This window comes from Enterobacter sp. 01-M-03-SI-ECC (assembly GCF_047530215.1).
GTDB classification, from domain to species: Bacteria; Pseudomonadota; Gammaproteobacteria; order Enterobacterales; family Enterobacteriaceae; genus Enterobacter; species Enterobacter chengduensis.
The window spans coordinates 103887-119319 of sequence record NZ_JBLKDA010000005.1 but is presented as its reverse complement, the minus strand read 5'-3'; the positions used below and the strand labels follow the sequence as shown (position 1 = coordinate 119319).

The following is a 15433-nucleotide window of genomic DNA, read 5'->3' as shown; positions in this document are numbered from 1 at the left end:
TGCGTGTCGAGAAGTGTCGACAAGACAGTTTTTCGACAAAAATGACTATCACCAGAGGATAACCCGGTGAACCGTTTTGTAATTGCTGACTCGACGGTCTGCATTGGCTGTCGAACCTGCGAGGCGGCGTGTTCGGAAACGCATCGCCTGCATGGGCTGCAGTCCATGCCGCGCCTGCACGTCATGCGTAATGAAAAAGAGTCTGCCCCGCAGCTCTGCCATCACTGTGAAGATGCCCCCTGCGCGGGTGTCTGCCCGGTGAATGCCATCACCCGCCTGGATGGCGCGGTCCAGCTGAATGAAAGCCTGTGCGTGAGCTGCAAGCTGTGCGGCATCGCCTGCCCGTTTGGCGCGATCGAATTTTCCGGCAGCCGTCCGCTACACGTTCCGGCGAACGCCAACTCGCCAAAAGCGCCGCCCGCGCCACCGGCGCCTGCACGCGTCAGCACGCTGCTGGACTGGGTACCCGGCATCCGCGCCGTGGCGGTGAAGTGCGACCTGTGCAGCTTCGACGAGCAGGGCCCGGCCTGCGTGCGGACCTGTCCGACGAAAGCGCTAATTCTGGTTAACATTCGCGACATCGCCCGCACCAGCAAGCGTAAACGCGAGCTGACCATCAACAGTGATTTTGGCGACCTTTCCCTGCTACAGGCGCTTAACGAGGGGGCGAAATGAACGCGGCAATGATGATGACCAGCGCGGTAGCCTGTTTTGCGGCCGCCGCTGTTCTGGCGCTTCTCTTCTCATTCCATAAAACCCTGAGCGGCGCGATAGCCGGGATCGGCGGGGCAGCAGGTAGCCTGATGACGCTTGCGGCAGGCGGCGCTGTCCTGCTCGGCGGCCAGTCCGTTGAGGCCGTGATGCCGCTGATTCGCCACAGCGTTGCGATGACGCCGCTGAACGCCATCTGGCTGGTGACCTTTGGCCTGTGCGGGCTGTTTATCAGCCTGTTCAATATCGACTGGCACCACCATCCGCACGCCAAAGCCAACGGCCTGCTGGTGAACCTGCTGATGGCAACGGCGGTCTGCACCGTTATTGCCAGCAACCTCGGGGCGCTGGTGGTGATGGCGGAGATTATGGCCCTGTGCGGCGTGTTCCTGACGGGCTGCAGCGCCTCCGGCAAGCTGTGGTTTGCGCTCGGCCGCCTTGGGACGCTGCTGCTGGCGCTGGCCTGCTGGCTGGTGTGGCAACGCTTTGGCACGCTGGATTTCTCCGCGCTCAACGGCCATCCGCTGGGGAATGACGTCTGGCTGCTGGGCGCGATCGGCTTTGGCCTGCTCGCCGGGATTATCCCGCTGCACGGCTGGGTGCCGCAGGCGCATGCGAACGCCTCTGCGCCCGCCGCCGCGCTGTTTTCTGCGGTGGTGATGAAGGTCGGCCTGTTCGGCATTCTGGCGATTACGCTGACCGGCGGACAGCCGCCGCTGTGGTGGGGCGTCGTGCTGCTGTTAGCCGGCATGATTACCGCATTTGTCGGCGGCCTGTACGCGCTGATGGAGCACAACATCCAGCGCCTGCTGGCGTACCACACGCTGGAAAATATCGGCATCATCCTGCTCGGTATCGGCGTGGGAGTCACCGGTCTGGCGCTTAATCAACCGGCGCTGATCGCCGCCGGGTTTATCGGCGGTCTGTATCACCTCGTCAACCACAGCCTGTTTAAAAGCACCCTGTTCCTTGGGGCGGGAAGCGTCTGGTTCCGCACCGGCCATCGGGATATCGAAAAGCTCGGTGGGATCGGCAAAAAGATGCCGGTGATTTCACTGGCGATGCTGGTCGGGCTGATAGCGATGGCCGCGCTGCCGCCGCTGAACGGCTTTGCCGGGGAGTGGGTGATCTACCAGTCCTTCTTCGCCCTCGGTCAGAGCGATGCCTTTATCGCACGTCTGTTCGGCCCGCTGCTGGCGGTTGGCCTGGCCATTACCGGCGCGCTGGCAGTGATGTGCATGGCGAAAGTCTACGGCGTGACCTTCCTGGGCGCGCCGCGCACCCGCGAAGCGGAAAACGCCTGCTGTGCGCCGGTCTTAATGGGAGTGAGCGTGGTCGCGCTGGCGCTGTGCTGCATCGCGGGCGGCGTGGCCGCGCCGTGGCTGCTGCCGCTGCTGGGCCACGCCATTCCGCTGCCGCTGACCGTGGCGAACACCACCGTTTCCCAGCCGATGATTGCGCTGCTGCTGATTGGCGCGCCGCTGCTGCCGCTCGTGCTGATGCTGTTCTTCAAACGCGACCGGCTCGCCTCCCGCTCGCGCGGAGCGGCGTGGGCCTGCGGCTACGAACACGAGCAGTCGATGGTCATTACCGCCCACGGCTTCGCCATGCCGGTGAAGGAGAACTTCGCCGCCGTGCTGAAGCTGCGCCAGTGGCTCAATCCGGTGGGCTGGGTACCCGGCTGGCAGAGCGCCGCCGCGCCCGCGCTGTTCCGCCGTCTTGCCGTCATCGAGCTGGCGGTGCTGGTGGTCATTATGATTTCACGAGGAGCCTGACATGACTCTGTTACTGGCAATTCTTCAGGCGCTGGTGCTGTTCGCCGCGGCGCCGCTGCTGTCGGGCATTACGCGCGTGGCGCGCGCCCGGATGCACAACCGTCGCGGGCCTGGCGTGCTCCAGGAGTACCGCGATCTCTTCAAGCTGCTCTCTCGCCAGAGCGTCGCGCCCGACGCCTCAGGCTGGGTCTTCCGCCTGACGCCGTTTGTGATGGTGGGCGTAATGCTCACCATCGCCACCGCGCTGCCGGTGGTCACGGTGGGGTCGCCGCTGACGGTGCTCGGCGATTTGATCACGCTTATCTACCTCTTTGCCATCGCCCGCTTCTTCTTTGCGATTGCGGGTCTCGACACCGGGAGTCCGTTTACCGGCATCGGCGCCAGCCGCGAGGCAATGCTCGGCGTGCTGGTTGAGCCGATCCTGCTGCTGGGAATGTGGGTCGCCGCGCAGGTCGCGGGCTCTACCCACATCAGCGCTATCACCGATACCGTTTATCACTGGCCGGCTGCCCGCTCCATTCCGCTGGTACTGGCGCTGTGCGCGTGCGCGTTCGCGACCTTTATTGAGATGGGCAAACTGCCGTTTGACCTCGCGGAAGCCGAGCAGGAGCTGCAGGAAGGGCCGCTCACCGAATACAGCGGCTACGGCTTTGCGGTGCTGAAGTGGGGCATCAGCCTCAAACAGCTGGTGGTGCTGCAGATGTTTGTCGGCGTCTTCTTCCCGTGGGGCCAGATGACGCATTTCTCCGCGGGCGGACTGGTGCTGGCCGTCGTGGTTACCGTCCTCAAGCTGCTGGTCGGCGTGCTGGTGATTGCCCTGTTTGAAAACAGCATGGCGCGCCTGCGTTTTGTCGAAACGTCGCGCATCACCTGGGCCGGTTTTGGTTTTGCATTTTTAGCGTTCGTCTCCTTGCTGGTGGCGTGATTAAAGAGAGTGTTTATGTCTGAAGAAAAGAAAGGCCAGCAGTATCTCGCCGCGTTGCATCAGGCCTTCCCCGGCGTGGTGCTGGATGAAGGCTGGCAAACCAAAGACCAGATCACGATTACCGTGAAGGTGAACTACCTGCCGGAAGTGGTGGAGTTTCTCTATTACCAGCAGGGCGGCTGGCTGTCGGTGCTGTTCGGCAACGACGAGCGCCAGCTGTGCGGCAATTACGCCGTGTACTACGTGATGTCGATGGAGCAGGGCGAGAAGTGCTGGCTCACCGTGCGGGTTGAAGTCGACCCGAATAAGCCGGAATACCCGTCCGTCACGCCGCGCGTGCCCGCTGCCGTTTGGGGCGAGCGCGAAGTGCGCGACATGTACGGCCTGGTGCCGGTCGGCCTGCCGGACGAGCGCCGTCTGGTGCTGCCGGACGACTGGCCGGACGAGCTCTATCCGCTGCGTAAAGACAGCATGGACTATCGCCAGCGCCCGGCGCCGACCACCGACAGCGAAACCTACGAGTTCATCAACGAACTCGGCAGCAAGAAGAACAACGTGGTGCCGATCGGCCCGCTGCACGTTACCTCCGACGAGCCGGGCCACTTCCGCCTGTTCGTCGACGGCGAGAACATTATCGACGCCGACTACCGCCTGTTCTACGTCCACCGCGGCATGGAAAAGCTGGCGGAGACCCGCATGGGCTACAACGAAGTGACCTTCCTCTCTGACCGCGTGTGCGGCATCTGCGGCTTCGCCCACAGTACCGCCTACACCACCTCGGTGGAGAACGGTATGGGGATTGTGGTGCCGGAACGCGCGCAGATGATCCGCGCCATTCTGCTGGAGGTGGAGCGCCTGCACTCGCACCTGCTGAACCTCGGCCTGGCCTGCCACTTTGTCGGCTTCGACTCCGGGTTTATGCAGTTCTTCCGCGTGCGCGAAGCGTCGATGAAGATGGCGGAGATCCTCACCGGGGCGCGCAAAACCTACGGCCTGAACCTGATCGGCGGGATCCGCCGCGACCTGCTGAAAAACGACATGATCCAGACCCGCCAGCTGGCGCAGCAGATGCGCCGGGACGTGCAGGAGCTGGTGGATATGCTGCTCAGCACGCCCAATATTGAACAGCGCACCGTGGGGATTGGCCGTCTCGATCCGGAAATTGCCCGCGACTTCAGCAACGTCGGCCCGATGGTGCGCGCCAGCGGCCACGCCCGCGACACGCGTGCCGATCACCCGTTCGTCGGCTACGGCCTGCTGCCGATGACCGTGCACAGCGAGCAGGGATGCGACGTCATTTCGCGCCTCAAGGTGCGCATCAACGAGGTGTTCACCGCCCTGAACATGATCGACTTCGGTCTCGACAACCTGCCGGGCGGCCCGCTGATGGTGGAGGGCTTCACCTACATTCCGAACCGCTTTGCGCTCGGCTTTGCCGAAGCGCCGCGTGGGGATGATATCCACTGGAGCATGACCGGCGACAACCAAAAGCTCTACCGCTGGCGCTGCCGCGCGGCGACCTACGCCAACTGGCCGACCCTGCGCTACATGCTGCGCGGCAACACCGTGTCTGACGCGCCGCTGATCATCGGCAGCCTCGACCCGTGCTACTCCTGCACCGACCGCATGACCGTGGTGGACGTGCGCAAGAAGAAAAGCCAGGTGGTGCCGTACAAAGAGCTTGAGCGCTACAGCATCGAGCGTAAAAACTCGCCGCTGAAATAAGGACTCGCCATGTTTACCTTTATCAAAAAAGTGATCAAAACCGGCACGCCCACCAGCCGCTATCCGCTGGAGCCGATGCCGGTCGATAAAAACTTTCGCGGCAAGCCGGAGCACAACCCGCAGCAGTGCATTGGCTGCGCGGCGTGCGTCAACGCCTGTCCGTCGAACGCCTTAACGGTGGAAACGGATCTCAAAACCGGCGAGCTGGCCTGGCAGTTTAACCTTGGGCGCTGCATCTTCTGCGGCCGCTGCGAGGAGGTCTGCCCGACGGTCGCCATTCGCCTGTCGCAGGAGTACGAGCTGGCGGTGTGGAAGAAAGAAGACTTCCTGCAGCAGTCGCGCTTTGACCTTTGCCACTGCCGCGTCTGCCGGCGTCCGTTCGCCGTGCAAAAAGAGATCGACTACGCCATCGCGCTGCTGCAGCACAACGGTGACGTCCGCGCGGAGCATCATCGTGAAAGTTTTGAGACCTGCCCCGAGTGCAAACGGCAGAAATGCCTGCTGCCGTCCGACCGCATTGATATCACCCGCCACATGAGAGAGGCCAGCTGATGGAAAATTTACTCGGCCCGCGCGACGATAACGGCATTCCGGTGCCGATGACGGTGGACGAATCCATCGCCAGCATGAAGGCGTCGCTGCTGAAAAAAATCAAACGCTCGGCCTACGTCTACCGCGTGGACTGCGGCGGCTGCAACGGCTGTGAGATTGAGATCTTCGCCACCCTGTCGCCGCTGTTTGACGCCGAGCGCTTCGGCATCAAGGTGGTGCCGTCCCCGCGTCATGCGGACATTTTGCTGTTCACCGGGGCGGTCACCCGCGCCATGCGCTCGCCCGCGCTGCGCGCCTGGCAGTCCGCGCCGGATCCGAAAATCTGCATCTCGTACGGTGCCTGCGGCAACAGCGGCGGCATCTTCCATGACCTCTACTGCGTCTGGGGCGGCACCGACAAAATCGTGCCGGTCGACGTCTACATTCCGGGCTGTCCGCCAACGCCTGCCGCGACGCTGTACGGTTTTGCCATGGCGCTCGGCCTGCTGGAGCAGAAAATCCACGCCCGCGAGCCGGGCGAGCTTGACAACCAGCCGGCGGCCATTCTGCACCCGGACATGGTCCAGCCGCTGCGGGTGAAGGTCGACCGCACGGCGCGCAGGCTGGCGGGCTACCGCTACGGCCGCCAGATTGCCGACGACTATCTGCGCCTGCTGAGCCAGGGTGAACATCAGGTGGCGCGCTGGCTGGAGGCGGAAAACGACCCGCGTCTCAATGAGATTGTGGCGAACCTGAACAGCATTGTGGACGAGGCGCGTATCCGATGAGTGAAACGGTGGTGTTCAGCCAGCTGAGCCGTAAGTTTATTGATGAGAACGATGCCACGCCGGATGCGGCGCAGCAGGTGGTCTATTACAGCCTGGCGATTGGGCACCACCTCGGGGTGATTGACTGCCTGGAGGCGGCGCTGAGCTGCCCGTGGCCGGATTACCTGGCGTGGATTGCCACGCTGGAGGAGGGCAGCACGGCGCGGCGCAAGATGGAGGGCGTACCGAAGTACGGCGAGATCGTGATCGACGCCAACCACATTGCGATGCTCGCCAACGCCTTTGACGCGGCGCTCGGCAGGCAAACCCCGGAGCAGCAGGCGTGGAGCAAAACGCTGCTCGGCATGCTGCACGATATTCATCAGGAGAGCGCCATCTACCTGATGGTGAGGAGATTACGTGACTGACGTTTTACTGTGTGTCGGCAACAGCATGATGGGCGACGACGGCGCGGGCCCGCTGCTGGCCGGGATGTGCGCCGCGAACCCGCAGGGCGGCTGGGTGGTGATTGACGGCGGCAGCGCGCCGGAAAATGACGTGGTCGCCATCCGCGAGCTGCGCCCGGACAGGCTGTTAATCGTCGATGCCACCGATATGGGGCTCAATCCCGGCGAGATCCGCCTGATTGACCCGGACGACATTGCCGAAATGTTTATGATGACCACCCACAATATGCCGCTGAACTACCTGGTCGATCAGATTAAAGACGACGTCGGCGAGGTGCTTTTTTTGGGCATTCAGCCGGATATCGTTGGGTTTTATTACCCGATGACGCCACCGGTGAAGGAGGCGGTGGAGGTGGTGTATTCACGACTAGCCGGGTGGGCTGGAGACGGAGGGTTTTCTCAGCTTTGAGCAGCGGCTTACCGGGCCTACGGTTTTGTAGGCCGGGTAAGGCGAAGCCGCCACCCGGCAAAGCAGGCTACTCCAGATCCCCCCCGTTACTGGCAATCACCTTCTTATACCATCCGAACGATTTCTTGCGTTTCCGCTCCAGCGTGCCGTTCCCGGCGTCGTCGCGGTCCACGTAGACAAACCCGTAGCGCTTGCTCATCTCGCCCGTTGATGCAGCCACCAGGTCGATGCAGCCCCAGGTGGTGTAGCCCATCAGCGGCACGCCGTCCTCAATCGCGTCGCCCATCGCGCGGATATGCTCGCGCAGGTAGCTGATGCGGTAGTCGTCGTTGATCTCGCCGTTTTCATCAATGACGTCTTTCGCGCCGAGGCCGTTTTCCACCAGGAACAGCGGCTTCTGGTAGCGGTCGTACATCATGTTCATGGTGATGCGCAGGCCGAGCGGGTCAATGCCCCAGCCCCATTCGCTCACCTGAACATGAGGGTTGCGCAGGGATTTGACGATGTTCGCCGCATTAGTGTTGTTCGCGTTCATATCCGCCGACGCGCAGCGCGAGGCGTAATAGCTGAACGAGACAAAATCGACGGTGTTTTTCAGCAGCTCATCGTCGCCCGGGTCTTTCACAATCACCACGCCTTTCTCGCGGAACACGCGGGCAGAGTAGGCCGGGTAGCTGCCGCGCGCCTGCACGTCGATAAAGAACAGGTTCTCGCGGTCTTTCTCCAGCGCCATCCACACGTCTTCCGGCTTGCAGGAGTACGGGTAGAAGTTACCGCCCGCCAGCATGCAGCCGACCTGGTTTTCCGGGTTCACCTCGTGGGCGATTTTGGTCGCCAGCGCGCTCGCCACCAGCTCGTGGTGCGCGGCCTGGTATTTCACCTGGTCTTCGTTTTCACCTTCCTCAAACACCAGCCCCGCGCCGGAGAACGGGCTGTGCAGCATGATGTTGATTTCGTTGAAGGTCAGCCAGTATTTCACCAGGCCGTTAAATTCCTCAAAGCAGGTGCGGGCGTAGCGGGCGAAGAAATCGACCATCCTGCGGCTGCGCCACGAGCCGTACTCCGTGACCAGGTGCATCGGCACGTCGAAGTGGCAGAGCGTCACCAGCGGCTCGATGCCGTACTTTTTGCACTCCTCAAATACCGCGCGGTAGAAGGCAATGCCCTCTTTGTTGGGCAGCGGTTCGTCGCCGTTCGGATAGAGGCGGCTCCAGGCAATCGAGGTGCGGAACACCGTAAAGCCCATCTCCGCCATCAGGGCGATGTCTTCTTTATAGCGATGGTAAAAATCAATTGCCTCGTGGCTCGGGTAGAACTCGTCGTCACGCAGCGAGAAACGCTTTTCCTTACCCAGCTTCACCGCCAGACGGTTCGCGCCGTGGGGGATCATATCGACCGTCGTCAGCCCTTTGCCCCCTTCACGGTAAGCCCCTTCACTCTGGTTGGCGGCAAGCGCGCCGCCCCATAAAAATCCTTGTGGAAAAACAGACATTCTTACCTCGCTTTCAATTTATGCTTTTGCTGCGCCGTTCGGTACCGGCGCGGTCTGCAGGGCGCGCGCTTTTTCGGCCTCGTCTTCGACCGGGATATCCTCAAACCCTAACAGCAGGGTCAGAACAAACGACAGCACCACTGCCAGCCCCATCACGCCAAACACCCAGACGATGGTCATCGGGTTGGCCGGATCGAAGAACTGCACGCTGGTAAACAGCCCCGGCGCTGCCATCGAGTGGCTGGCAAGACCCGCCATGCCGGCTACCGCGCCGCAGATAAAGCCGCTGATCAGGCTCGCAACCAGCGGACGTTTAAGACGCACCGCCACGCCGTACAGGGCCGGTTCGGAGATCCCCGCCATAATGGCGGAGGCTGCCGCCGCCAGCGCCGTCTGGCGCAGCTCCGGGTTTTTGGTTTTCCACGCCACCGCCAGCGACGATCCGCCGAGCGACAGGTTGGCGCCGATTTCCGACGGCATCACCATCCCTTCTTTGCCCGTTTCGGCAATGGTCTGAATGATGGTTGGCGTAAAGACGCGGTGCATCCCGGTCATGACCAGCAGCGGCCAGAGTGCGCCCATAATGGCGACGGAGAGCCAGCCCAGGTAGCCGTGAATGGTGTAGACCAGCGCGGAAATGGCGCTCCCGATCCAGATCCCCAGCGGCCCAATCAGCACGATGGCGAGCGGGGCGGCAATCAGCACGATCAGCATCGGCTTGAGGAAGTTCTTCGTCACCGCCGGGGTAATGCGATCCACCCAGCGTTCGATGTACGACAGGCACCAGGTCATCACCAGCGCGGGGATGACGGTGTAGGTGTATTTCACCGCCGTCACCGGAATAAAGGCGAACTCAACGTGCTCGCCCTGCGCGGCCTTCGCCATCAGCTCGATAAAGCTCGGGTGCACCAGCACGCCCGCAATGGCGATCGCCAGCGACATGTTGGTTTTGAACTTCACCGCCGCCGAGGCCGCCACCATGAGCGGCAGGAAGAAGAACGCCCCGTCGCCAATCACCGTCAGAATGGTGAGCGTCGGCGCGCCTTTTGGCAGCACGCCGGTCATCTCAAGGATCATCGCCAGCAGCTTGACCATCGAACCGCCGATGATCGCCGGGATCAGCGGGGACATGGTGCCGATCAGCGCGTCGAGGATCCCGGCGCCGATGCGGCGTAAGGTCATCTTCTGCGGCCCTTCCGGCACGGCGGGCTGCAGGTCAGTAGGCAGCAGGCTCACCACTTCGCGGTAAGCCTGTGAAACGGTATTGCCAACGATCACCTGGCACTGGTTGTCGTTGCGCACTACGCCGAGCACGCCGCTGATGCTTTTCAGGCGCGCCGCGTCGGTAAGGCTCTCGTCTTTCAGAACGAAGCGTAAACGCGTCATGCAGTGGGTGACGGCGACGATGTTCTCTTTGCCGCCCAGCGCGCTGATAACGTCGTTCGCCAGCGCAGCGTAATTTTTGGCCATCGGATGTGATCCTGTTATCGTTGTGAGAAGTGTAGGAAACCGGTTTCACATAATCATCATGAGTTTTTATGATTGAAACAAGATCGCTTTTTGACCATTTTTTCGTTTCGTGATGCGGATCGCGATAGGGTGTCGAAAGCGTGATTTCGACGCCAGGACAATTTTTTTGCAGTGCAGTACACTGCGCTTCATCGGATTCAGATGGAATAACAACATGACCACGATGCTTGAAGTGGCGAAGCGGGCAGGCGTTTCGAAGGCCACGGTATCTCGGGTGCTGTCGGGAAATGGCTACGTCAGCCAGGAGACCAAAGACCGGGTGTTTCAGGCCATTGAAGAGAGCGGCTATCGCCCGAATTTGCTGGCGCGCAATCTGGCAACTAAGCGTACCCAGACGCTGGGGCTGGTAGTGACCAATACCCTTTATCACGGCGTCTACTTTAGCGAACTGCTGTTTCACGCCGCGCGCATGACGGAGGAGAAAGGGCGGCAGCTGATCCTTGCGGACGGCAAGCACAGCGCGGATGAGGAGCGCGAAGCGATCCAGTACCTGCTCGATATGCGCTGCGACGCGGTGATCATCTACCCGCGTTTCCTGAGCGTGGAAGAGATGGATGAGATCGTCGAGAAGTGCGATCAGCCCATTATGGTGCTCAACCGCCGCCTGCGGAAAAATAGCAGCCACAGCGTGTGGTCCGATCATAAGGCCTCCAGTCAGGAGGCGGTGTTAAAGCTGATTGCCAAAGGGCACCGGGAGATCGCGTTTATTACCGGCTCGCTGGATTCTCCCACCGGGGTTGAGCGTCTCTCAGGCTATAAGGACGCGCTGGCGCAGCACGGTATTCCGCTGCGCGAGGGGCTGATTGCGCAGGGCAAGTGGCACCCCGCCAGCGGCGCGGCGGCGGTGTCCGAGCTGCTGGCTCGCGGCGAACGCTTTACGGCGCTGGTGGCGAGCAATGACGATATGGCAATCGGTGCCATGAAGCAGCTGCACGACAGCGGCGTCGCCACCCCGGACGCGGTATCGGTGATCGGATTCGACGACGTGGCCATCGCGCCCTACATCGTGCCGTCGCTCTCCAGCGTGCGTATTCCGGTGACGGAGATGATCAAAGAGACCATCAGCCGGCTGATCTTCATGCTCGACGGCGGTGAGTTTAAATATCAGCAAACCTTCTCCGGCGAGCTGGTCCTGCGCGACTCGGTTATTGACGGCCCGCACCGCTGATGTCGACAGCTGTCATCGTCATAAGTGACGATGACGGCACTGAAGTGATTTTTAAATTCCTATAAAATCAATGTGTTAATTATTGGCACGTTTTATGAATATCTCCGCGCATAACTGTAATGCTGGAGAAGCAGATGAACCGTTTTATTATGGCCGATGCCAGTAAGTGTATCGGTTGCCGTACCTGTGAAGTGGCGTGCGTGGTTTCCCATCAGGCGGAGCAGGACTGCGCGTCGCTGACCCCTGACACCTTCCTGCCGCGCATCCACGTCATCAAAGGCGTGAACATTTCCACCGCCGCCATTTGTCGCCAGTGCGAAGACGCCCCGTGCGCGAACGTCTGCCCGAACGGGGCGATTAAACGCGAGAAAGGTTTTGTGCACGTCATGCAGGAGCGCTGCATCGGCTGCAAAACCTGCGTGGTCGCCTGCCCGTATGGCGCGATGGAGGTGGTGGTTCGTCCGGTGGTGCGCAACAGCGGCATGGGTCTGAGCGTGCGCGCAGACAAAGCCGAAGCCAACAAATGTGACCTTTGCTACCACCGTGAAGCCGGCCCGGCCTGTATAGAAGCCTGCCCGACGCACGCGCTGGTCTGCGTGGATCGCGAAAAGCTGGAGCAGATGAGCGCCGAAAAGCGCCGTCGCGCGGCGTTCGACACGTCGTCATCACTGCTGTTCTGAACCGTCATGAGCAGCAACGGCGTTCAGCTGCGCGTGCGCGGCAAAGTGCAGGGCGTAGGGTTTCGTCCCTTCGTCTGGCAGCTTGCGCAGGCGCTTCAGTTGACCGGTGACGTCTGCAATGACGGAGAGGGCGTGCTGGTGCGCCTCGCGGGTAATGGGGGGGCCTTTACCGCGAGGCTGCATCAGGACTGCCCGCCGCTGGCACGCATCGATCGCGTTGAAACGCAGCCGTTTACCTGGGCGCACGTGCCGGAGGACTTTACCATCCGCCACAGCGTGGGCAGCGCGATGAACACCCAGATTGTGCCGGATGCCGCGACCTGTCCGGCGTGTCTGGCTGAAATGCGCGACCCCGGCGAGCGCCGTTACCGCTATCCGTTTATCAACTGCACCCACTGTGGGCCGCGGTTTACCATTATCCGCGCCATGCCCTACGACCGCCCGGCCACCTCAATGGCGCTTTTCCCGCTCTGCGCGCCGTGTGAAGCGGAGTACCGCAATCCTGCCGACCGCCGCTTTCACGCCCAGCCGGTCGCCTGTCCGGACTGCGGGCCCGCGCTGGAGTGGCAGGCGGGCGGCGTCGCGGCTGCCCGCGAGGCTGCGCTGCACGCGGCGGTGGCGATGCTGAAAAGCGGCGGTATCGTCGCGGTCAAAGGGCTGGGCGGTTTTCATCTCGTCTGCGACGCGCGTAATCCGCAGGCGATCGCGACGCTTCGGGCGCGCAAGCAGCGTCCCGCGAAGCCGCTGGCTGTGATGATCCCCCATGCGGACGATCTGCCGGAGACGATTCAGACGCTGCTGCGCTCACCCGCCGCACCGATTGTGCTCACGCCAAAAGCCTGGCTGCCCGTGTTCCCGGAAGATATCGCGCCCGGTCTGGATAGCGTGGGCGTCATGCTGCCCGCTAACCCGCTGCAGCATCTTCTGATGATGGACTGTCAGCGGCCGCTGGTGATGACCTCCGGCAACCTCAGCGGCAGGCCGCCTGCCATCACCAACCCGCAGGCGCTGGACGATCTCCGCGGCATCGCGGACGGCTTCCTGCTGCATAACCGCGACATCCTGCAGCGGATGGACGATTCGGTGGTGGACCGCGACGGCGCAATGCTTCGCCGCGCGCGCGGTTTTGTGCCGGATGCCGTCACGTTGCCTGCGGGTTTCGAGAATATTCCCGCCATGTTGTGTACCGGTGCGGAGATGAAAAACACCTTCTGCCTGGTGCGCGGCAACCAGGCGGTGCTGAGCCAGCATTTTGGCGATCTCGGTGACGAGGGTGTCGACGCGCAGTGGCGCGGCGCGCTGTCGCTGATGCAGGACATTTACGCCTTCCAGCCGGAGCGCGTGGTGTGCGACGCCCATCCGGGGTACCGCGCTCGCCGCTGGGCGCAGGCGCAGGGGCTGCCCGTTGAAACCGTGCTGCATCATCACGCCCACGCCGCGGCGTGCCTGGCGGAAAACGGTTGGCCGCGCGAGGGCGGAGACGTTATCGCCCTGACGCTGGACGGCATCGGCATGGGCGAAAACGGCGCGCTGTGGGGGGGAGAGTGCCTGCGGGTGAACTACCTGGAGTGCGAGCGTCTGGGCGGGCTGCCCGCCGTTGCGCTGCCGGGTGGCGATCTGGCGGCCCGGCAGCCGTGGCGCAATTTGCTTGCCCACTGTCTGGCGTTTACCCCTGACTGGCAGCGCTATCCGGAAACGCGCGCGGTTCAGCGTCAGAACTGGGCGCTGCTGGCGACGGCGATCCGGCGCGGTATCAATGCGCCGCGGGCGTCGTCCTGCGGCCGCCTGTTTGATGCCGTCGCCTGTGCGCTGGGTATTGAAACCCAATCCTGGGAGGGGGAGGCGGCCTGTCGGCTGGAAGCGCTGGCATCGCAGTGCGCGGGTGTCGATCATCCGGTGACGCTGGAAGCGGATAACCTCGCACTTTTCTGGCAGCAGTGGCTGAGCTGGCAGGCGGAGCCCAGCGCGCGCGCGTGGGCGTTTCACGACGCGCTGGCTAAAGGGCTGGCAGAGCTCGCCGCCTTTCATGCCCGGCGCCTGTCGCTGTCGACAATCTGTCTCAGCGGCGGCGTGCTGCACAACCGTCTGCTGCGCGCGCGCCTGCGTCATTATCTTTCTGACTTTACGCTTCTTTTTCCTTCGCGCCTGCCCGCAGGCGACGGAGCGATCTCCTTCGGGCAGGCGGCGATCGCCGCCGCCCGGTCATGTTTACAAAGGACTTAAAATGTTACGACTCTTACGCAATGAACCTCGCGCCGCGCTTCTGCTGCTGGCTCTGGTAATGGCAAACCTGCTGGCCTGGGGATGGGCATGGCACACCTTTAGCGGCAGCACGGCGCTGATGGCCGCCAGCCTGCTGGCGTGGTGCTACGGGCTGCGTCACGCGGTGGACGCCGACCACATTGCCGCCATTGATACCGTGACGCGTAAGATGATGCAGCAGGGCCAACGCCCGTCCGGCGTGGGGGCGTGGTTCTCGCTGGGACACTCCACCATCGTGGTGCTGGCCTCCATTGCCATCGCCGCCACCGCCACGGCGTTTCAGAAAAACATGGCATGGTTCCACGAAACCGGCAGCCTGATTGGCACCGCCGTTTCCGCCGCTTTCCTGCTGGCGATGGCGCTGGTGAATATGGTGATTTTGCGCGGCGTCTGGCGCAGTTTTCAGGCGCTGAAAAGCGGCAGGCCGGTGCAGGGCGATATCACCCTGCCCGCGCAGGGCGGCGTCATGAACTGGCTGTTTGGCAAAACCTTCCGCCTTGTCAATAAAAGCTGGCAGATGTACCTGGTAGGCTTCCTGTTTGGCCTCGGGTTTGATACCGCCACCGAAATCGGCGTGCTGGGGATCTCTGCCGCCAGCGCCTCCAGTGGAATGTCCGTGTGGTCAATCATGATCTTCCCGGCGCTCTTCGCCAGCGGCATGGCGCTGGTGGATACCCTCGACAACCTGCTGATGGTCGGCGCCTACGGCTGGGCGTTTAACAAGCCGCAGCGCAAGCTCTACTACAACATGACCATCACCGGCACCTCCGTAGTGGTGGCGCTGTTTATCGGTGGGCTTGAGGCGCTGGGCCTGCTGATGGATAAATTTGCCCTCAGCGGCGGCGTGTGGGATCTGGTGGGCGCGGTGAACGACAACCTCGGCAACGCCGGGTTTGTGGTGGTCGGGCTGTTTGTCGCCTGCTGGCTGATCTCCATGGTCAACTACCGCTGGCGCGGCTACGACGCGCTGGTGGTGCGTTCCTGAGGAGGT

At 62.4% G+C, this 15433-nt stretch carries 14 protein-coding genes; 12 read left to right on the top strand and 2 right to left on the bottom strand.

Annotated features, from left to right (window positions below):
• Positions 1 to 66: 66 nt before the first annotated feature.
• From ACMWKK_RS07070 to hycI, 8 genes are read left to right on the top strand one after another with little or no spacing between them, the layout of a single operon-like run.
• A complete protein-coding gene (locus tag ACMWKK_RS07070; protein ID WP_112780944.1) occupies positions 67 to 675 on the top strand; it encodes a 4Fe-4S dicluster domain-containing protein in 609 nt (202 codons plus the stop codon).
• Complete coding sequence (gene hycC, locus ACMWKK_RS07065; protein ID WP_112780943.1) at positions 672 to 2486, top strand: formate hydrogenlyase subunit 3; 1815 nt, start codon at positions 672 to 674, stop codon at positions 2484 to 2486. Before ACMWKK_RS07070 ends, hycC begins: the two co-directional genes overlap by 4 nt.
• Before the next feature lies 1 nt (position 2487).
• A complete protein-coding gene (locus ACMWKK_RS07060) occupies positions 2488 to 3411 on the top strand; it encodes a respiratory chain complex I subunit 1 family protein (protein ID WP_112780942.1) in 924 nt (307 codons plus the stop codon).
• Between the two features lie 15 nt (positions 3412 to 3426).
• Entirely contained in the window at positions 3427 to 5136 is a 1710-nt protein-coding gene (hycE, locus tag ACMWKK_RS07055; RefSeq protein ID WP_045330653.1) for a formate hydrogenlyase subunit HycE, read from the top strand.
• Positions 5137 to 5145: 9 nt separating this feature from the next.
• Positions 5146 to 5688 (top strand): formate hydrogenlyase complex iron-sulfur subunit, encoded by a 543-nt coding sequence (locus ACMWKK_RS07050; RefSeq protein ID WP_112780941.1) that lies wholly within the window; start codon positions 5146 to 5148, stop codon positions 5686 to 5688.
• Positions 5688 to 6455: an NADH-quinone oxidoreductase subunit B family protein gene (locus ACMWKK_RS07045; RefSeq protein ID WP_045330658.1), complete on the top strand. Its 768-nt coding sequence runs from the start codon at positions 5688 to 5690 to the stop codon at positions 6453 to 6455. The genes ACMWKK_RS07050 and ACMWKK_RS07045 overlap by 1 nt, the downstream gene beginning before the upstream one ends.
• Positions 6452 to 6862, top strand: a complete 411-nt coding sequence (locus tag ACMWKK_RS07040; RefSeq protein ID WP_112009676.1) for a formate hydrogenlyase maturation HycH family protein — start codon at positions 6452 to 6454, stop codon at positions 6860 to 6862. The genes ACMWKK_RS07045 and ACMWKK_RS07040 overlap by 4 nt, the downstream gene beginning before the upstream one ends.
• Positions 6855 to 7310 (top strand): hydrogenase maturation peptidase HycI, encoded by a 456-nt coding sequence (hycI, locus tag ACMWKK_RS07035; protein ID WP_045330663.1) that lies wholly within the window; start codon positions 6855 to 6857, stop codon positions 7308 to 7310. Before ACMWKK_RS07040 ends, hycI begins: the two co-directional genes overlap by 8 nt.
• Positions 7311 to 7377: 67 nt before the next feature.
• On the opposite strand, the gene ACMWKK_RS07030 is transcribed toward hycI, so the two are convergent.
• The gene (locus ACMWKK_RS07030) at positions 7378 to 8802 is read right to left on the bottom strand and encodes a 6-phospho-beta-glucosidase (protein WP_112780940.1); all 1425 of its coding nucleotides are present in this window, start codon (positions 8800 to 8802) and stop codon (positions 7378 to 7380) included.
• An 18-nt stretch (positions 8803 to 8820) separates the two neighbouring features.
• A complete protein-coding gene (ascF, locus tag ACMWKK_RS07025; RefSeq protein ID WP_112780939.1) occupies positions 8821 to 10272 on the bottom strand; it encodes a PTS cellobiose/arbutin/salicin transporter subunit IIBC in 1452 nt (483 codons plus the stop codon).
• A gap of 214 nt (positions 10273 to 10486) precedes the next feature.
• On the opposite strand from ascF, the gene ACMWKK_RS07020 reads away from it, so the two are divergent.
• The 4 genes from ACMWKK_RS07020 to ACMWKK_RS07005 all read left to right on the top strand — a co-directional run bounded on the left by ACMWKK_RS07020 (position 10487) and on the right by ACMWKK_RS07005 (position 15427).
• Complete coding sequence (locus ACMWKK_RS07020; protein ID WP_112780938.1) at positions 10487 to 11500, top strand: LacI family DNA-binding transcriptional regulator; 1014 nt, start codon at positions 10487 to 10489, stop codon at positions 11498 to 11500.
• 134 nt (positions 11501 to 11634) lie between these two features.
• Positions 11635 to 12180: an electron transport protein HydN gene (gene hydN / locus ACMWKK_RS07015; protein WP_045330675.1), complete on the top strand. Its 546-nt coding sequence runs from the start codon at positions 11635 to 11637 to the stop codon at positions 12178 to 12180.
• 6 nt (positions 12181 to 12186) lie between these two features.
• Positions 12187 to 14403: a carbamoyltransferase HypF gene (gene hypF, locus ACMWKK_RS07010; RefSeq protein ID WP_112780937.1), complete on the top strand. Its 2217-nt coding sequence runs from the start codon at positions 12187 to 12189 to the stop codon at positions 14401 to 14403.
• 1 nt (position 14404) lies between these two features.
• Complete coding sequence (locus tag ACMWKK_RS07005) at positions 14405 to 15427, top strand: HoxN/HupN/NixA family nickel/cobalt transporter (protein ID WP_112780936.1); 1023 nt, start codon at positions 14405 to 14407, stop codon at positions 15425 to 15427.
• Positions 15428 to 15433: the final 6 nt, after the last annotated feature.